This window comes from Pseudomonas faucium (assembly GCF_021602585.1).
GTDB lineage: Bacteria > Pseudomonadota > Gammaproteobacteria > Pseudomonadales > Pseudomonadaceae > Aquipseudomonas > Aquipseudomonas faucium.
Window position 1 is genome coordinate 57033 of sequence record NZ_BQIP01000027.1, and the last position, 18998, is coordinate 76030.

Below are 18998 nucleotides of genomic sequence, written 5' to 3' on the forward strand. Positions count from 1 at the left end.
AAATGTTGCAAGCATTTGTTCTACTGGGTGACCGCACTACCCACGACGGAAGCGTGATCTCGGCTTCTTCCACGACGCTAGTGAATGGCAAACCAGTCGCTCTGGTAGGCGACAAGGTCAGTTGCCCAATACCCGGCCACGGAACCAATCCGATCGTCGAGGGTAGCGAGCATTGGTCCGAGAACGGTGTTGCGTTGGTGGTGGACAACTGCCGCAGTGAATGCGGTTGCCGGGTGATAGCCAGCACCTGCGAATGTGGGGTGGGATAAGCCATGGGATGGGACCGACACACACCTGAGCGGTTGGATGCGCCAATGCCGATAATACTGGGCCGTTGGTTAATGGCTGCAGGCTTGGCCCTGGCTGCCGGCGTCCTGCTGTTCTTGCTCTACGCCTCTGGCCGTTTCCCATTGCTACAGGCAGCGAATGTCTGGCTGCTGGCGGGCTCTCCCTTGGCCGTTTGGCTCCTGGCCTTCGCCGCACGGGCCTATGTGCATGGCGGTGCCGTGAACCATCGCCAGTTTCTCGAAGAGCAGGGGCAGGTTGCACAGGCCGCCTGGCAGCAGTGGGCACATCGCGCTCTGGCAGTGCATGCCAGTTGTGTATTGCTGCCTGATCAGGTGTCGGCCAGGGTGCTGGCACAAGGTCCCGGCGACTTACCGCCACGTACTGGGCAGGCCCGGCGAATCGCTGCCTTGGCTCAACAGCAGGCGCCGGCGGTGGCCGGGTTGGAGCTTCTGCTATCGGCGCTCGCGCCATCCCTTCGGGCATTGCCTGCTGCGCAAGCGCTCAGGGTGACCCTTTTGAGTGATGCAAAACCCGAACAACATCAACTGCTTGGCAGTGCCTTGCAGCAACGCTGGGCGAGTGCAACAGGCCAACCGCTGCCTTCGTCGGTCACCGTTGCCGGCGAATTATCGTTGCAGTGGATAGACGACACGCTGAAGACCTTGAGTGCAGCCATTGAGCTGGTCCTAGTGCTGCAGACACAGGGCGGCGCTGCCTATTCCGACGGCCTGGCCGCACTGCTGCTGTGCCCGGATCATTTGGCGGGTGAATGTGATTTGCCAAGGCTGGGCGGCTTGCTACGCCCGATGCCATTGGCGGTCGATTCGCTGAAAAGCGAGCTGTCACTGTTCTTTCAAACCCAAACGAATGCTTGCCAGGCGACAGGCCTCTTGGCTGATAGCGCGGCCTGGCAGCCAATGGCTGGAGAGCTGTTCGCCGCAGCGCGCGTCCATGGCTGCTCGTTGCATCCACCTCTGTGGATTCAAGAGCACTGGTGCGGTTTGTCGGGGCCGTTCAGCCATTGGTTGGTCGCGGCGCTGGGCGTTGAAGTGGTTCAGCATCAGCGCCAACCTTTGCTGGTACTGGCCGAAGAAGGGGCCGGAGGTTGGATTGGCACCGTGACTGCGGGGGAGGCAGCATGAAAACACCGAGTCGTTCATGGCGCAGCGCGGGTTTGGCCGTCTGGATAGTGGCCCTGATCGCTGCATTGGGGTGGGTGCTTTGGCGTTTTGGAGATCGCATCGGGCTAGTGGCGAACCAGCAGAAGCTGTTCGCGCTGTTGCTGATAACGGCTGCGTGTTGGTTTGCCTGGCTGTCGTTGCAGCTGTTGATGCAACTCAAACGCAATAACGACCAGAAGCAGGGGTTGATCGATAAGGTCTTCCCTCCAGCAGAACACCCTATGACCTCGCCGCGCCAATCGGCACGCGATGTTCCGGATTTGCTTGACCACCTCAAAGCAGACTACGGCTTCTTTTGGCGTCGCAAGGTTCGCTTGCTCTTGGTCGTGGGCGAGCCCGCGCAGATCGAGGCCGTTGCTCCTGGCCTGGCCGAGCAGCACTGGCTGGAAGGGCACGACACGGTGCTGTTGTGGGGTGGCAGTGTGCACGCTGAGCAAGCGTTGCTCACACCCTGGCGTGAGCTCAGCCGTTGGCGTGCAATCGACGGTGTGGTCTGGGTACTGGACAGGGCGCAGAGCAGTGACCTCGGCGCAGTCAGCAGCGGCGTTCGCCGCTTGCAGAGTCTCGCCAGGGAGGTGCGCTGGCAATTGCCGCTGCATGTGTGGCAGGTCTGCGACAGTGAGTGGCCGCAACACGCGCGCCAAGTGCAACCGATCGGTTGCAGGCTGCCGGCAACCATTACCGCGACGCAACTTGAGGTACTTTTGCAAAAGCTGCAGCAACCGCTGCGTGAGCAAGGTTTGCTGCAGCTGCACAAAGCCCTCGATCATGATTTTCTGCTGCGCTTGTCGCGTGACCTGCAGGCCGAAGGCATTGCCCGGTGGCGAGCCATGATGGCTATCGTGCTGGTGAGACGCGAGGTTTCGTTGCAGGGGGTATGGTTCAGCCTGCCGCAGCCGCCAACGGCCAGGTCGAGCGTGGACCACCACTGGCTGCCCGACCCGGCCTGGCTCGGCGTGCTGGGCGAGCGCTCTGCCAACCTGCAACGTTTAGGTTGGAGCTCGAGCCGAGTCGCTTACTCGGCCATGTTGGGCTTGGCCGCATTGTGGGGCGCAGGCCTGCTGCTGTCCTACGCCACCAACCGTATGGAAGTCTCCCGCGCACAGTCCGCTCTGGCTGCCCTGGAGCGTCCAGGTGAAGGCCCGCAATCACTGACCGCCCTGGCCCGGGAGCTATCGCGCCTGGACTACCGCGCCACCCACGGCACCCCCTGGTACCAACGCTTCGGCCTCGACCAGGCCCAGCCCCTGCGCAACGCCCTGTGGCCACACTACACACAAGCCAACAACCATCTGCTCCGCGACCCCGCCGCAGCCACCCTGCATAGCCAACTCACCGCCCTGCTCAAGCTCAACCCCGGCAGCCCGCAACGTGCCGAGCGCGCCAAGCAGGCCTACGACCAGCTCAAGGCCTACCTCATGCTGGCCCGCCCGGAGAAGGCCGACGCAGCCTTCCTGGTCCGCACCCTCGGCGCTGCCGAGCCCACCCTGTGGACCTTCTTCGCCGAGCAACTGCCCGCCAACCCCGACTGGGCCATCCAGGCCGACGCCAGGCTCATCGCCCAGGTTCGCCAGGTGCTGCTCGGCCAACTCGGCCAGCGCAACGCCGACACCAGCCTCTACGAGCGCGCACTCGATGCGGCGGCCAACCATTACCCGGCGCAGGGCCTTGAGCAGCTGGTTGGCGACACCGATGCCAGCGCCTTGTTCGACACCGCGGCCAGCGTCCCCGGCGTGTTCACCCGCCAAGCCTGGGAAGGCCACGTGCGCCAGGCCATCGACGAGGCCGCCAACGCGCGCCGCGAACAAATCGACTGGGTGCTCAGCGACAACCCGCAAACCCTCGCCGCAGAGCTCAGCCCCGATCAGCTCCGCGAGCGCCTGACCGCGCGCTACTTTCAGGACTACGGCAGCGCCTGGCTGGCCTTTCTCAACAGCCTGCGCTGGCAGCAGCGAGGCAGCCTGGACGAAGTGATCGCTCAGCTCACGCTGATGAGCGATGCCCGCCAGTCGCCGCTGATCGCCTTGATGAACACCCTGGCGTATCAGGGCCAAGCCGGCATGCGTGGCCAGGCCCTGGCCGATTCCTTGATCCAGTCCGCACAAAACCTGATCGGCCAGGACAAGCCGGCGCTCATCGAACAATTGCCCCAGGGCCAGAACGGCCCGCTGGACAGTACTTTCGTGCCGCTACTTACGCTGTTGGGCAAAAAACCGGAAGGGCAGCTTCGCGATGACAGCCTGAGCCTGCAGGCCTTTCTCACCCGCGTGACCAGCACCCGCCTGAAGCTGCAGCAGGTCACCCAGGCGCCAGACCCGCAGGCCATGACCCAAGCCCTGGCGCAAACGGTGTTCCAGGGCAAGCGCGTCGACCTGACCGAAACCCAGGCCTACGGCAGCCTGATCGCCGCAAGCCTGGGCGCCGAATGGGGCGGCGCTGCGCAGGCCCTGTTCGTGCAGCCTTTGGACCAGGCCTGGCAGCGCGTGCTGCAACCCTCGGCCGCCGGCTTGAACCGCAACTGGCAACGCGCCGTGGTCGATGAGTGGAACGGCGCATTCGCCGGCCGCTACCCCTTTGCCGTCACCTCCAGCGATGCGTCGCTGCCCATGTTGGGGCAGATGATCCGCGCCGACTCAGGGCGCATCGAGCAGTTCCTGCGCGAGCAGCTGTCGGGGCTGCTGCGCAAGGAAGGCAGCCGCTGGGTGGCCGACCCGCGCTACAGCCAGGGCCTGCGCTTCAACCCGCAGTTCCTGGCGGCGATCAACCAGCTCAGCCAGCTGGCGGATGTGCTCTACACCGACGGTGGCATGGGCCTGAGCTTCGAGCTGCGCGGCAAGCCGGTGCGCGATGTGGTGCAGACCACCTTCATCCTCAATGGCGAGAAGCACCATTACTTCAACCAGCGCGAGCGCTGGCAGCGCTTTCGCTGGCCGGGGCAGAGCGACTATCCCGGCGTCAGCCTGAGCTGGGCCAGCGTGCACACAGGCGAGCGCCTGTTCGCCGACCTGCAGGGCACCTGGGGCCTGATACGCCTGCTCGAACAGGCCCAGGTGACCCGTCTCGACGATGGCGGCAGCCAGATGCGCGTGGTGCTCAAGGCACCCGATGGTCTCGGCCTGACCTGGCACCTGCGCACCGAGTTGGCCGGTGGGCCGCTGGCGTTGCTTGAGCTGCGGGGCTTCACGCTGCCGCGGGACATCTTTCTGGTGGGCGACGCAAACGTGCAGGGTTTTGCTATGCGAGAAGCTCACTAATGGGATGCCCCCAGAGCAGCGAACCGGCGCTGTTCACCCCTGCGCAAACTGCCGCAGCTTCTCGCCATCGAGCCGATAGCGAATCCACTCATCCTGCGGCTCAGCCCCCAGCGACTGATAGAACCCGATCGCTGGCTCATTCCAGTCCAGCACGCTCCACTCCAGCCGCCCGCAGCCGTTTGCGACCGCTTCGCGGGCGATGTGCCGCAGCAATTCACGCCCAGCACCGCCGCCACGTTGCTCGGGCGTGATGTACAGGTCTTCCAGGTAGATGCCGTTGCGCCCCAGCCAGGTCGAGTAGCTGTAGAAGTACACGGCAAAGCCGATCGCCTGCCCGTCGCGCTCGCAGATCAGGCTGTGCACCGTGCCGCCGTCATCGAACAGGGTGCGCTCGATATCGGCGACGCTGGCGATCACTTCGTGGCGGGCGCGCTCGTACTCGGCCAGCTCGGTGATGAAGCCCAGGATCTGCGCGGCATCATTACGTACCGCAGGGCGGATGGTCAGGCTCATGCTTGGGTTCCTTGTGCTGCAGAGGTGGCGGTACAGTGATGTGTATCTGCGTAATTAACCATAACTGTACCGGTCGCAGGGCAGGGCGACTGCGCTAGTGTGACAGCACTCATAACGATACTGGAATGCCTGCCATGCTTGCCTCTGCCGACCTGCTCACGGCCTTCATGCTGTTTGCCTTCGTGTCCTCGATCACCCCGGGGCCCAACAACACCATGCTGCTGGCCTCGGGGGTGAACTTTGGCGTGCGTCGCTCGATCCCCCATGCCATGGGCATCAGCCTGGGTTTCATGGTCATGGTGCTGGCGGTGGGCCTGGGGCTGGGCGAGGTGTTCAAGGCGTGGCCGGTGCTGTACACCGTGCTGCGCTACGTGGGGGCGGCCTACCTGCTGTACCTGGCGTGGAAGATCGCCACCGCCGGGCCGCTGAGCGCCGATTCGCCCAATGCGCGCAAGCCGATGGGCTTTTTCGGCGCGGCGGCGTTCCAGTGGGTCAACCCCAAGGCCTGGGTCATGGCGGTGGGGGCCATCACCACTTACACGCCGGCCCAGGGCTATGTGATGAACGTGATCGTCATCGCCGCGCTGTTCGCCCTGGTCAACCTGCCCAGTGTGGGCATCTGGGTGATGTTCGGCAGCGCACTGCGCAAGCTGCTGCAGAACCCGCGCTGGCTGATGCTGTTCAATGTCCTGATGGCCTTGCTGCTGGTGATTTCGCTTTATCCGCTGCTGTTTGTAGAATCGGCACCCTGATAGACCGCCGAGTACAGTAAACCGATGCAATTGATTCCCTGGTCCCACGACTGCTCCGAAGGCTTCACCCTGCGCGGCTGGCGCTCGGAGCCCAGTGGCAAGCCGCTGCTGCACTTCGTGCACGGCAACGGCTTCTGCTGCCTGGCCTACCTGCCGCTGCTGATGGACCTGGCCGAGCATTTCGACCTGTGGCTGTGCGACGTGCAAGGCCACGGCGACAGTGACCACGGCGGCGAGTTTCGCGGCTGGAACCGCACGGCGGCGCTGGCGCTGGAAGCGTTCGAAAGTGGCCGCGGCGAGTACGGCGACGTACCCCGCCATGCCTTGGGGCACAGCTTTGGTGGCGTGCTCACCGGGCTGATGCTGGCCAGTGCAACGGGCCTGTTCGCGCGTGCCGTGCTGCTCGATCCGGTGCTGTTCAGCCGGCGCATGATCGGCACCATGGGCATCGCTGCGCGCCTGGGCCTGCACCGCAGCCATGCCCTGGCGCGCAAGGCCGCCAGCCGGCGCACGCACTGGCCCGACCGCGAGGCGGCGCTGGCGTCGCTGCAGGGCCGGGGGATTTTCAAGGGCTGGAGCGCTGCCGCGCTGCATGCCTATGTCGAGCACGCCCTGGGCGATTGTGGCGAAGGCGTGGTGCTCAAGTGCCGGCCCAGCCGTGAGGTGGATATCTTCAGCTCGTTCCCGGCGCGCATGTGGGCGCAACTGGCCGCCATCGAAGTGCCGACTTTGGTGCTGTATGGCGCGCGCACCTATCCCTTCGTGCCGCGTTCGGTGCAACGCCTGGCTCGCATCAACCCGCAGGTGAGCGCCCTTGAAGTGGCCGGTGGGCACTGTTTCATGCAGGAAGACTCGGCCACGGCGGCGCAACAGGTGGTGGATTTTCTGCAAAACGGCTCAACTGTTCCACTTGTGGGACGATGAGTGCCATTTCAGCTGTCTACTGACAGATTGTGCGCACTGGTAAGGTTAACCCAGCCAAGAGAGGAGACTTCTCATGAAAAAGATTCTGGGTATCCACCACAGCCCGCATGCCCATTGGGTAGGCGACGGCTTCCCGGTGCGCAGCCTGTTCACCTACGACAACCTGGCCAGCCAGATCAGCCCGTTCTTGCTGCTGGACTACGCCGGCCCCCACACCTTCACCCCGACCAGTGCCCGGCGCGGCGTTGGCCAGCACCCGCACCGGGGTTTCGAGACCGTGACCATCGTCTACCAGGGCGAGCTGGAACACCGCGACTCCACCGGCGCCGGCGGCCTGATCGGCCCGGGTGACGTGCAGTGGATGACTGCCGCCAACGGCATCATCCATGAAGAGTTCCATGCCCCGTCCTTCGCCAAGAGCGGTGGCACCCTGGAAATGGTGCAGTTGTGGGTCAACCTGCCGGCTCGCGACAAGCGTGCGGCAGCGGGCTACCAGACGCTGCTCGATGCGGATATTCCGCTCATCTCGCTGCAGGACGACGCGGGCAGCCTGCGCGTCATCGCCGGCAGCTATGCCGGCCAGCCGGGGCCTGCGCGCACCTTCACCGCGATGGACGTCTGGGACATGCGCCTGCGCGCCGGTGCCCAGCTGCAATTGCCGGTCGCCGCGGGGCGCAATGCCGCACTGGTGGTGCTCAACGGCAAGCTGCGGGTCAATGGCGAGCGTGATGCCGGCCCGGCGAGCCTGGTGCTGCTGGACCGGGCGGGCGAGGGTGTGGCCCTGCAGGTGCTGGAACACACCAGCGTGCTGCTACTCAGCGGCGAGCCGATCGATGAGCCCATCGTCGGTTACGGCCCGTTCGTGATGAACAGCCAGGCGGAGATCGCCGAGTCGTTCGACGATTTCCATGCCGGGCGTTTCGGGCAAATGGCATGATCGGCCGATGAGCCCCTTGCACGCGGTACGGCGCAACAGCCGCTGCCACCTGCAGCACACGCTGTGGCTGCGCTACTGTGCGCCGTACCACTGGCCGTCGACCCTGGCCTTTTTGGCCGCCCGCTGTATCCCTGGCATCGAAACCTTCAACGAAGGCGTGTACCGGCGCACCCTGGTGGTCGCCGGCCGCCACGCCGTATTGGAAGCCAGGCCAGCACGCGGGCACCATCTAGTGGTCCGTTTGACCGGCGTACCCAACGCCGCACTCCCAGGGCTGATCGCCCGCATCCGCCGGGTATTCGACCTGGACACCAACCCCGCACACATCGCCCAAGCCTTGAACGCCGACCCGTTGCTGGCCCGTTTGCTAGCCGCGCGCCCCGGCCTGCGCGTGCCGCAGGGGTGGGACGCTTGCGAGCAGGCCATGCGCACGGTGCTGGGCCAGCAGATCAGCGTGGCGGGGGCGATGACCTTGGCCGGCCGACTGGTGGCACGCCATGGCCAGGCGCTGCAGGTGCAGGTGTATGGTTTGACCCACATATTCCCCACCCTCGAAACGATCGCCAGCGCCCAGTTGGAAAACCTCGGCATGCCGCGCTCGCGGGCGGCCACGCTCGCCACCCTTGCCCGAGCGCTGCAGGCGCAACCCGGCCTGTTGCGCCCGGGGCAGCCGCTTGAAACCGTGCTGGGCAACCTCTGCCGCCTCAAGGGCATCGGCCCCTGGAGTGCCCACTACCTGGCCCTGCGCCAGGTCGGTGCGCCGGATGCATTGCCGTTGGGGGATGTGGCGCTGGTCAAGGCATTACGCCTGCACGAAGGCCCCGACGCCCAGCTTGGCGAACGCGCCCTGGCCTGGCGCCCCTGGCGGGCCTATGCCGCGCAGCACCTGTGGGCTTCGCTGGCCGACTTCAGCCCGACTGCCGCCAGCGCACGTCGCTGATGCCGAAGCGCTCGGCCATCGGCCGGCTGACCTTGCGCACCTTTTCGTGGCTGTAGCGGCCAATGCGGCCCAGGCCGGCATCGCAACTGGCCCAGTGCCAGGCCTCGGCGTTGTCCATCTGTTCGGCACGGATGACGAAGGACTTGGGCTTGCCATGCAGCTGATAGTCGATCACGTAGAGTTTGGCGTCGATCATCGGGGAGTCAGCGTCCTGTGTGGCTTGAGCAATGGAGCCTCAGCGCCGGCAAAAAGTTTGCCCGTGCCCGCCCAATGGCGGTTCAGCGACCGCTGGTCGCCCCGTGCCATCATTGGACCGAACGGTCACCGCCTGCCGGGGTTCTTCCACTAAGGTGCTAGATGATCTCGCGCGCAACCATTGCCCAGGCGCATGGACGGCCGTTTGGGCATGCGCATTATCAATTGGCACCCTGCCTGCCAAAGGCGTACTCCAACAACAGGCCATCCAGTACAGAGAGGGTCGTACCATGTCGTTGATAGGCGTTTCGATGCTAGAAATGCGGCAAATGATCGAACAGGCCTGCCTGCCTGACCGCTGCGAAGTGAGCTGCACCGATGGCGTCAGCCTGACCATCCGGCTGGCCCAGGGGCAAAGCCTGGAGGAGGGCGTCGTCCTTACCGGGGTGTCGTTGCAAGGCCTCAACAGTTGCCGCGATGTGGTGAACCTTGTAGGGCAGCTGCACGCCCTGCGGTCCACCCATCCTTCGCCGCTCAGGGCCATCGCCTGAGCGGCGCCGTGCACCGGTCAGCCGAGGCTGGCCGGGCGCACGTATTCGGGCATCAGCCCGTTGCTCCAGAACAGGATCATCGACACCAGGATGGTCACCAGCAGCAACAGCCCCACCCCCCACACGCAGGTTGCGAACAGCATCGCCTGTTCCTTGCGCAGGCGTAAAAAGGTCTGCAGGCCGCCATACAGCAGCACGGTGGCATAGGCAGACGCGGCCGCCAGCACGATCAACGCCAGCCAGCGAACCGGCACCAGGCCGATCACCCCGGCGAAGAACCACGGCGTGGCGCAATAGGCGGCAAAACCGATGCACTGGTTCAGGCTCGGTTGCGTATCGAAGCCGCGCGACATCCAGCGGATCATCACCCCCATCAGCATCACCCCGACCACCGTGGTGGCATACAGCAGCGCCGCCAGTTGCGCCGCGCTGGCCATGCTCAGGCGCACGCGCTCCTCGGCAGCCAGGCTCCAGCCAAAGGTGGTGGTGCCGACGAACAGGCACAGCGCCGGGATCAGCGCCAGGGCCAGCAGGCGCGGCAGGTATTGCTGCGGGTGGTCTTCCTCGGCCCGGCGTATTTCCATCCAGGCATCTGAAGGGTGGGTGAAAAGCTTGAGCAACGGACTGTTCATGGCGTTCTCCACAAAGGCAGGGGCCTTTAGGTATGGAGGTACGCCATTTGCGCCAGGTTCAGCCCGGTTCGCCGCCGTTGATCGGCTTATTGCAGCTCCACCAGCAGGTTGAGGCCGCCATCGCCGCATTTGCCCTGGTCGCGAACCACCCCATGGTAGCTGCGGCCATCCCAGATGAAGGCAACGCTATGGGCGCGCTCGACCTTGTCGGGCAGCGGCGGGCAAATGTGCAGGCGCAAGGCGGGGCGCCCTTGCAGGCTCAGGGCGGCAAGCTGGCATTGGCACTCCACGCTCTGGGCCACCGGGCCGAACAGGGTGTCGCGCACATAGTCGAGCTGCACGGGGGTGTTGGGCGCGCGGCCGGGCATTTTCATGGCTGCGGGGCGCTTCTGGCTAGGCGCTGAAGGAACATCGGCAAGGTCCTCGCAAGAGATACAGGTATCTCCTTTTTGAGGGCCGCGAGCAGCGGACGTTCAACTGGATTGACCGAGAATTTACCGCCCTGGCAAATGCCAATCCCTCTCATCCCCCGAATCGGGGAAAGCGGCTGGGGAATGCTCCCCAATTCGTTTTGCTTCCCTGCCTAACTCGCTGAATCAAATGCCTTTTTTATAATGGCATAGACCTTGCTGATCCTCTGCGCAGAGTTCCTGTGTCCTGGAGGTGCAGCATGTCGACCCTCTACCAACGCCCCGTCCTGACCACCCTCGTGCTGGCCGTGCTCGGCTGGCAGGCGACCTGCGAGGCGGCCGTGCAGTGCCAGCGCACCCTGGTGGCCAACGTGGTAGCCCTGGACCAGCCGCTGATGTTCAACCGCCTTGGCGCGCAAAACGCCAACGGCATGATGTTCGCCCTGCGTGAAGACGTGGTGGACGACAAGCAAGTACCGCTGAGCAAAGGCGGCGCCGCGGTGCCGGGTAAAGTCACCCTGCGCCCCGACAAGCGCCCGCGGCCGATCGTGCTGCGGGTTGCCGCCGGTGACTGCCTGACCGTCAACCTCACCAACCTGCTCGACTACCAGGCCAACCCCAACAAGCACGGGATGGAAGCCGAGGCGCCCGAGGGCGAAGAGGGCGCGCAAAACGACGTGCAAAACCCAGCCGGTGAAGGGCAGGTCGCCGACCAGCAGGTGGCCGAGCGCCTGGTGGGCTTCCAGGTCAATGGCCTGCAGGCGGTCAACAGCATCGCCGATATCTCCGCCAACACCGGGCGCAACGGCAACTTCCTGGTCAGCCCTGGCAGCACCCGCAGCTACACCCTCTATGCCGAGCGCGAAGGGGCGTTCGCCGCCACCAGCAAGGCCGCCACCTTTGGCGGCGAAGGCACCGCTGGCAACGTGTCAAACGGCCTGTTCGGGCAAGTGGTGGTGGTGCCCAAAGGTGGGCGCACCTACCGCAACACCTTGACCGAAGAGGAAATGCGCCTGGCCACCAGCGGCCGTACCGCCACCGGCCAGCCGGTGATCGACTACCAGGCGCGTTACCCGCAAGCCGAGCCCTGGGTCAGCGAAGGCAAGGCCGGCAAGCCGATCATCGCCATGGTCGATGGCAACCAGATCCTCAACAGCGAAACCGATGCCATCGTCATGGGCCCCAACCCCGATGGCAGTTTCCCCAAGTCCACCTACCCTCTGGAAAACATCGGCAAGCGCAACCCGGCGCTGCCCAACCGCCTGGAAGCGTTCCGCGACTTTGCCGCGCAGTTCGCCGACGAAGTGGCCGGCACCCAGGCCTTCCCCGGTTACTGGGCGGACCCGGTGATGGGCCATGTGCTGGAGCCGGCCCGCGATTCGTTCATGATCAACTACGCCTCCGGTGGCATGGGCGCCGAGGTGGTGGCCAACCGGCTGGGGGTCGGGCCGATGCACGACTGTTTGTCGTGCGCCTATGAAGAGTTCTTCCTCAGCGCCCATACCGTGGGCGATATCGGCACCCTGGTGGATGTGCCGGCCAACGTTGGCCTGGAGCACATCCGCCCAGGCGAGGTGCCGCCGGCCAGCGCCACCGGGGTCAAGGCGAGCATGGCCTTGTACCCGGCGGAACCGGCCAACGTGCACCACAGCTACATTGGCGACTTCACCAAGTTTCGCAACACCCACAACGGCCACGAGCAGCACATCTTCCACCTGCACGGGCACCAGTGGTTGTTCAACCCCAATGACGACAACTCTGACTACATCGACGCCCAGGGCATCGGCGCGGGCGTTGGCTACACCTACGAAATCGCCAACGGCGGCTCGGGCAACCGCAATCGCGTGGCCGGCGACGCCATCTACCACTGCCACTTCTACCCGCACTTCGCCCAGGGCATGTGGGCCATGTGGCGGGTGCACGACGTGTTCGAGGAAGGCACCCGCCTGGAGGTCAGCGGGCAGGGCGCCAATGGCTTTCACAGCACCCCGTTCGCGCTGCGCAGCGGCAAGCCGGCCAACGGTGCCCGCGCGCTGCCCGACGGCGAGATCGTGGCCGGTACGCCGATTCCGGCGATCGTGCCGCTGCCAGGCAAGGCCATGGCGCCGATGCCCGGCAAAGTGGTGGTGGTGCCCAAGCTTGCGCCAACCCTGGTCGCCAGCCATGACGACGATGACCAGCAAGCAGAGGGTGACGACGACCCCGGCCATGAACCCGAAGGGCCCAAGGCCATCGGCTCACTGGCGTTGGTCGACCGCAGCGAGGCCAACCGCAACGCTGACGGTACCCTGAAGAACCCAGGCTACCCGTTCTGGATCGGCGGCATGGAAAGCAGCGTCGGCAACCGCCCGCCAACCCCGCCGCTGGACATGCTCGACCCGGCCCTGGCCCGGCAACTCAAAGACAGCGGCAAGGCGCTGTGGGCAAACCTTGACCCCAACCAGGTCGATGGCTGGGACGGCGGCCTCGGGCGCCACGCCCTGGACGGTGTGTCCGCCGGCGGCGAGGCCGTGGCCACCACCACCCAGCTGGATTTCTCCAAGGTGGTGCACAAGGCCAAGCCGATCTATCTGCCCGAAGAGGGCACCGATGTCGAGCAGGCCGCCATGCAGTTCCATGCCAAGGCCGAGCACCCCAGCTACGCGCTGATGCCCGGTGGCCAGCCGGTGGCCAAGGCGTTTCGCACCAACGGCGCGCTGCCCACCGCCGGGGCACCGTTCTACGAGCCGTGCATGGACGACCGCGGCAAGCGCCTGACCCAAACCTCGGGGGTGGGTGAATTCGTCAGCGGCGACACGCCAAATGGCATGAGTTTTCGCGGCGCTTCCACCTTCACCGCCGACCGCCCGCGCATCTACAAGGGCGCCAACATCCAGTTCGATGCGGTGTACAACAAGGTCGGCTACCACTTCCCGCAGGCGCGCATCATCGCCCTGTGGGAGGACGCCTGGCCGGTCATCACCAAGCAGCGCCCACCGGAGCCTCTGGTGATGCGCATGAACACCTTCGATTGCACCATGTACCAGCACACCAACCTGATCCCGTCGTTCTATGAAATGGACGACTACCAGGTGCGCACCCCAACCGACGTGATCGGCCAGCACATCCACCTGCCCAAGTGGGACTTGACCGCTGCTGACGGCTCGGCCAACGGCTGGAACTACGAAGACGGCATCCTCTCGCCCGGCAGCGTGGTCGAGCGCGTGCGCGCCATCCGCGCCTTCAACGCCTGCAGCGAAGGCGACAGCCGCGACGGCACCGCGGCCTGCCCGCAAGCCAAGCAGCACCCGTACTTCGGCCGCTTCGGCCGGGCCGACTGGCTCGGTGCGCGCACCGCCATGCAGCGCTGGTTCGCCGACCCGCTGATCAACGTGTACAACGTCGACCGTGGCCTGGGCACCATCTTCACCCACGACCACCTCGGCCCATCCACCCACCAGCAACTGGGCCTGTACGCCACCGTGCTGGCCGAGCCTGCCGGCTCCACCTGGTACCACGCCGAAACCGGCGAGCCGCTGTACAACCCGGCCATCCGCCAGGACGGCGGCCCGACCTCGTGGCAGGCGGTGATCGCCACGGGCGACCATGACGGCGACGGCAAGAACGACAGCTACCGCGAGTTCTTCCTGGAATACAGCGACTTCCAGCATGCCTATGAAGCCGGCGTGTACGTGGGCGCCGGCCCCGATGGCGTGCCCAACGCGCAGGCCTACCCGGCCACCGCCGACAGCTTCCGCTACGCCATCAACCCACCGGTGCGCGGCAAGGCGTCGAACCTGCTCGAGGCCATCGTCGAGGAGCGCGGCGGCCTCAACCCAGGCTGCCCGAGCCGGCCATGCCCGCAGGCGATCTCGGTCGATGACCCCGGCATGTTCGTCGTCAACTACCGCAACGAGCCGCTGGCCCTGCGCGTGTTCGACCCCAACAAGGTCGGCCCCGACGGCAAGCGCGGCATGCAGGCCGACGGCCTGGGCGGCGACCTCAGCTATGCCCTGCAGACCCGCACCGACCGCGCCATCCCGGCGATGAACCTGGCGCCCACGGCGATCACCTCGGCGGTCGGCCCCACCGGCGGCACCACGCTGTTCCCGCCGCACATCAACCAGGGCGGCAGCGAGCCGGGCGACCCGTTCACCCCGATGCTGCGCACCTACTCCGGCGACAACGTGCGCCTGCGCATGCACGCCGGCGGCCATGAAGAGGAGCACAACGTCACCCTGCATGGGGTCAAGTGGCTGCAGAACGGCACCGGCTTTGGCAACAGCTCCAACTCGGGCTGGAAGTCGTCGCAGATGATCGGCATCTCCGAGCAGCTGGGCTTCATGGCGCCGGTGTCGATGATCTCCAGTTCCGCGGCCACCAACGGCGACTACCTGTATTCGCTGGATGCGGCCCTGGAAGGCTACTGGAACGGCATCTGGGGCATCATGCGCAACTACACCGCGCAGCGCCCCGACCTCTACCCGCTGCCCAACAACCCGCAGCCGGTGGCCATGCGCAACACCGTGAACTTCGACGGCATCTGCCCGAAAACCACGGCCAACCCCAACGGGGTCGGCACCCGCACCACGGTCAAGCGCAGCTACGAAGTGGTCGCGGCGCTGGCCAACGACATCCTCGAGAACCGCAACGGTGTCAGCATCACCGACCCGGCCGGCAACGGCCAGCATGTCGGCGGCCCGCTCAAGGCCAACGGCGGCACTTTGGTGTTCAACAACCGCCACACCCGCATCGCGCAGGTCAGCGGCGTCGACCCCGAGGACGGCGAAACCTTCACCCTCGGTGGCCACAGCGCGCCACTGCACGACCCGACCGCCGTGCTCTACGTGCGCAAGGCCGACCTCGACCCCAGCACCGGCAAGCTCAAGCCAGGGGTGCCGGTGGAGCCCTTGATCCTGCGCGCCAACGCCGGCGACTGCATCAGCATCACCCTGGAGAACCGCCTGCCGCTGCTGATGCCAGACCTGCCCAGCACCGCCGTGATGCACAACGTGGTCAAGCGTGACCGCTTCGACAGCGAAGGCGCCACCGCCTTTGCCAACAACCTGATGCGCCCCTCCAGCCACGTGGGCCTGCACGCGCAACTGCTGGCCTACGACATCACCAAGTCCGACGGCGCCAACGTCGGCCTCAACCCGGTGCAGACCGTACCGCCCCGGGCCGGCAACAGCGGCGCTTACCCAAGCAAGGTGTACCAGTACTACGCCGGGCACCTGGAGCGTGAAGGCAAGCCGGCCCTGCAACTGGGCCGCACGGTGGACAACATCAACACCACGGCCATCGAGTTCGGCGGCCTCAACCTGACCCCGTCGGACTTCATCAAGCAACCGCAAAAAGGCCTGGTGGGCGCCATGAGCATCCTGCCGCAGACCGCCACCTGGGCCGAAGACAACGCCAGCCGCGCCCAGGCCACGGTGAAGGTCGCAGGCCAGCCCGACTACCGCGACTTCGTCACCGTCTGGCAGCGGGCGCTGAACATGCGCTGGGCCGATGGCCGCCCGGTGGAGGGCATCAACACCGAAGGCAACGGCGCGGCAGCCGACCCGCAGGACAACGGCAACATGGCCGTCAACTACAAGACCGAGCCGCTGTGGCTGCGCTTTGGCATGGCCCCGGATTCGCCGTTCGGCCACGCCGATGGCCTGGGCTTTGCCGACATTCCCAATGCCCACATGGCCTACGCCAACGCCCTGGTCGGCGGCGACCCGCTGACCCCGGTGCTGTACGCCAAGCCGGGCCAGCCGGTGCGCAACCACATCGTCATGCCCAGTGGTGGCAGCCGCGGCATGACCTACCAGCTCGATGGCCACCTGTGGCCGCTGCACAACTTCCTGGCCGAGAAGAATGACCTCGACGGCTACCCCATGAACCTGCCAGGCATCGGCTCGGTGCGCTTTGGCAACAACCCGATGGCCATGTACATCGGCGCCCAGGAGAGCGTGCTGCCGGCAGCGCACTTCAGCTTCATGCTGCCAAGCGCCGGGGGCGTCAACGCCGTGCCGGGCGACTACCTGTTCCGCGACTATGCCGCCTACGGCAACCTCTCGGGGCTGTGGGGGATCTTGCGGGTGACCAATGACGCGCCGCCGGCAACGGCCCCGGCGCAGTAAGCAAGAGGGGGCGCACGTGCAATGAACATCAAGAAGATCCGCCCGGCGTATCTTGGGTTGGCATTGGCCAGCGGCCTGATTGGCCTGGGCGTGGCCTATGAAAAGCTCTGGTGCGACCCCCGCGAGCTGCTGCAGGACAATGCCGACCCGCAGGGGCTGCACCGGCTCAGCCGCGACGGCGTGACCGTGGAGTTCGAGGCGCGGCCGCTGGCCGGCGGCGAGCTGCGCGAGGGCACGTTCGCCAACATTCGCTTCAAGCTCACCGACCAGAGCAGCGGCCAGCCGCTGTCGGGCATGGCGCCGGGGGCGTGGATCGACCCGGCGCAGTCGGCCCCGGTGGAGGCCAGCCGCGAGCAGAGCTGCAAGGCGCGCGTTGCGCTGTTTCTCAAAAGCAGCATCGGCGCACGGCCGCTGCTGGACCTGAACAGCTACTTCCTGCTGGTGCTGAACAAGGACGCCAGCCTCACCGTGATCGACCCGACCGTGTCGGTGGGCGGGGTGACCAGCACCCTGGCCCGCATCGACCTGCCTGGGCGGCCCATGGACTGGGTGGCCACCGGCGACGACAAGCAGGTGTTCGTGTCGGTCCCCGAACGCGGCAACGTCGTGGTGATCGACACCGAGACCTTCACCCGCGTGGCCAGCCTGGATGCCGGCGAGCAGCCGCTGCGCGTGGCCCTGCAGCCGGACCAGCGCCGGCTGTGGGTCGGCAACAACAGCCAGGACCCGGCCAAAGGCGGGGTGACGGTGATCGACGTGCCCAGCCGCAGCACCCTGAAAAGCTTCGCCACCGGCTCCGGGCACCACGAGATCGCCTTCAGCGCCGACTCGCGCTATGCCTTCGTCAGCAACCGCGACGGCGGCACCCTGAGCATCATCGACATTGCCCAAATGCGCCTGGCCAAGACCCTGGAGGTAGGCCCGCACCCGCTGGCCGTGGCCTATTCGGCGCTGTCCCAGGCGGTGTACGTCAGCGATGGCGAGGAGGGCACCGTGCGCGTATACGATGCCCGCAGCCACCAGCTGCGCCACACGGTCAAGGCCGAGCAGGGCCTGGGGCCGATGCGTTTTAGCAGCGACGGGCGCTTTGGCATCGTGCTCAATACCCTGGAAAACCAGGCGCTGGTGATCGACGCCAGCACCGACCAGTTGATCCACCGCATCCCGGTCGCCGCCGAGCCGTACCAGCTGACCTTCACCAAGGGCTATGCCTACGTGCGCGGCCTGGCCTCCTCGAAGGTCAGCATGATCAACCTGGGCAGCCTGGGCCAAGGCCGCCAGCCGATCGTCCAGGGCTTCGAGGCCGGCCCCGCGGCGCCGCGCCAGGCCGGTGACCTGCCGCTGGCCCAGGGCTTGTCGGTGTCGCGCGACGACAACTCGGTGTTCGTGGTCAACCCGGTGGACAACACCACCTACTTCTACGCCGAAGGCATGAACGCGCCGATGTCCGGCTACAACAACCGCGGCCACCAGGCCCGCGCGGCGCTGGTCATCGACCGCAGCCTGCGCGAGCTGGCGCCCGGGGTGTACGGCTCGACGGTGAAGATGCCGGCAGCCGGCACCTTCGATGTGGCCTTTCTGCTCAATCAGCCACAGATCATCCATTGCTTCAGCACCCAGGTGGCGGCAGCGCCCGACGCCAGCAGGCGCAAGGGCGCGCATGCCGAGTTCATCGGCCTGGACCAGCCGTTGGCGCAGAACCGTGCGTTCACCGCCACGGTGCGCATCGTCGGTGACGACGGCCGCCCGCGCCAGGGCCTGAACGACCTGACCCTGCGCTACTTCCTGGCGCCGTCGTCGATGCCGCGCAACCTGCCGCTCAGCGAAGTGGGCGAGGGCGTGTACCAGGTTTGGTTGACGCTGCCCGAGCCCGGCGCCTGGTACCTGCACGTGCAGTCGCCCTCGCTCGGGCGCACGTTCGCCGAAGAAAACTACACCAGCCTGCGGGTGTTGCCAGCCGCAGCCGCTACCGCTTCCCAGACCGACGTGAGGGCTGTGCGATGAACGCCAAGCATTCCTGCAAGCTGCTGCTCCTGAGCCTGGCCCTGACCAGCCACTTCGCCCTGGCCCATGCTGGCCACGCGCATGATGGCGCAGGCGAGCCACCGCCACCGCCGGCGGCCCGCCAGGAAAAGGCCAGCGTGCGCTTTGCCGATGTCTCGCTGCTCAACCAGGACGGCATGCCGGTGCGCCTGGAACACGACCTGGTCGGCGAGCACCTGGTGGTCATGGGCTTCATCTACACCAGCTGCACCACGGTGTGCCCGGTAGTGTCCTCGATCATGGGCAAGGTCCAGCAGCAGCTGGGCGG

Annotated in this window: 15 protein-coding genes; 11 read left to right on the forward strand and 4 right to left on the reverse strand. The window is 66.1% G+C overall.

The features are described 5' to 3' along the window. Positions 1-2: 2 nt before the first annotated feature. From L6D75_RS23810 to L6D75_RS23820, 3 genes are read left to right on the forward strand one after another with little or no spacing between them, the layout of a single operon-like run. Positions 3-269, forward strand: a complete 267-nt coding sequence (locus tag L6D75_RS23810) for a PAAR domain-containing protein (RefSeq protein WP_176517624.1) — start codon at positions 3-5, stop codon at positions 267-269. A gap of 45 nt (positions 270-314) precedes the next feature. Continuing rightward, complete coding sequence (locus L6D75_RS23815) at positions 315-1430, forward strand: hypothetical protein (protein ID WP_176517609.1); 1116 nt, start codon at positions 315-317, stop codon at positions 1428-1430. Next, positions 1427-4723, forward strand: coding sequence for an ImcF-related family protein (locus L6D75_RS23820; RefSeq protein WP_176517610.1), 3297 nt, complete (start codon positions 1427-1429; stop codon positions 4721-4723). Before L6D75_RS23815 ends, L6D75_RS23820 begins: the two co-directional genes overlap by 4 nt. 33 nt (positions 4724-4756) lie before the next feature. On the opposite strand, the gene L6D75_RS23825 is transcribed toward L6D75_RS23820, so the two are convergent. Then, a complete protein-coding gene (locus tag L6D75_RS23825) occupies positions 4757-5236 on the reverse strand; it encodes a GNAT family N-acetyltransferase (RefSeq protein WP_176517611.1) in 480 nt (159 codons plus the stop codon). A gap of 125 nt (positions 5237-5361) precedes the next feature. On the opposite strand from L6D75_RS23825, the gene L6D75_RS23830 reads away from it, so the two are divergent. The 4 genes from L6D75_RS23830 (at position 5362) to L6D75_RS23845 (ending at position 8789) form a co-directional block, all read left to right on the forward strand. Next, the gene (locus L6D75_RS23830) at positions 5362-5988 is read left to right on the forward strand and encodes a LysE family translocator (RefSeq protein ID WP_176517612.1); all 627 of its coding nucleotides are present in this window, start codon (positions 5362-5364) and stop codon (positions 5986-5988) included. 24 nt (positions 5989-6012) lie between these two features. Next, entirely contained in the window at positions 6013-6912 is a 900-nt protein-coding gene (locus L6D75_RS23835; RefSeq protein WP_176517613.1) for an alpha/beta fold hydrolase, read from the forward strand. A gap of 73 nt (positions 6913-6985) precedes the next feature. Then, complete coding sequence (locus L6D75_RS23840) at positions 6986-7849, forward strand: pirin family protein (protein WP_176517614.1); 864 nt, start codon at positions 6986-6988, stop codon at positions 7847-7849. A gap of 7 nt (positions 7850-7856) precedes the next feature. Further along, positions 7857-8789 carry a DNA-3-methyladenine glycosylase family protein gene (locus L6D75_RS23845; protein WP_236193862.1) on the forward strand — a complete coding sequence of 311 codons (933 nt, stop codon included), beginning with the start codon at positions 7857-7859 and terminating at the stop codon, positions 8787-8789. On the opposite strand, the gene L6D75_RS23850 is transcribed toward L6D75_RS23845, so the two are convergent. Further along, positions 8758-8985, reverse strand: a complete 228-nt coding sequence (locus L6D75_RS23850) for a DUF6555 family protein (protein ID WP_176517616.1) — start codon at positions 8983-8985, stop codon at positions 8758-8760. The two genes, L6D75_RS23845 and L6D75_RS23850, sit on opposite strands and share 32 nt — an antisense overlap. Before the next feature lie 289 nt (positions 8986-9274). Between L6D75_RS23850 and L6D75_RS23855 the strand changes: the two genes are divergently transcribed. Continuing rightward, entirely contained in the window at positions 9275-9535 is a 261-nt protein-coding gene (locus L6D75_RS23855) for a DUF1652 domain-containing protein (protein WP_176517617.1), read from the forward strand. A gap of 17 nt (positions 9536-9552) precedes the next feature. On the opposite strand, the gene L6D75_RS23860 is transcribed toward L6D75_RS23855, so the two are convergent. Both L6D75_RS23860 and L6D75_RS23865 read right to left on the reverse strand, forming a co-directional pair. Beyond that, complete coding sequence (locus L6D75_RS23860) at positions 9553-10167, reverse strand: Yip1 family protein (RefSeq protein ID WP_176517618.1); 615 nt, start codon at positions 10165-10167, stop codon at positions 9553-9555. 86 nt (positions 10168-10253) lie between these two features. After that, positions 10254-10541, reverse strand: a complete 288-nt coding sequence (locus L6D75_RS23865; RefSeq protein ID WP_008091393.1) for a hypothetical protein — start codon at positions 10539-10541, stop codon at positions 10254-10256. Positions 10542-10837: 296 nt separating this feature from the next. On the opposite strand from L6D75_RS23865, the gene mnxG reads away from it, so the two are divergent. The 3 genes from mnxG to L6D75_RS23880 all read left to right on the forward strand — a co-directional run. Then, positions 10838-16687: a manganese-oxidizing multicopper oxidase MnxG gene (mnxG, locus tag L6D75_RS23870; protein WP_176517619.1), complete on the forward strand. Its 5850-nt coding sequence runs from the start codon at positions 10838-10840 to the stop codon at positions 16685-16687. Between the two features lie 21 nt (positions 16688-16708). After that, positions 16709-18691, forward strand: a complete 1983-nt coding sequence (locus tag L6D75_RS23875) for a cytochrome D1 domain-containing protein (RefSeq protein ID WP_176517620.1) — start codon at positions 16709-16711, stop codon at positions 18689-18691. Then, the coding region (locus tag L6D75_RS23880) for an SCO family protein (protein ID WP_176517621.1) at positions 18688-18998 on the forward strand (311 nt) is incomplete at its 3' end. The genes L6D75_RS23875 and L6D75_RS23880, both read left to right, overlap by 4 nt.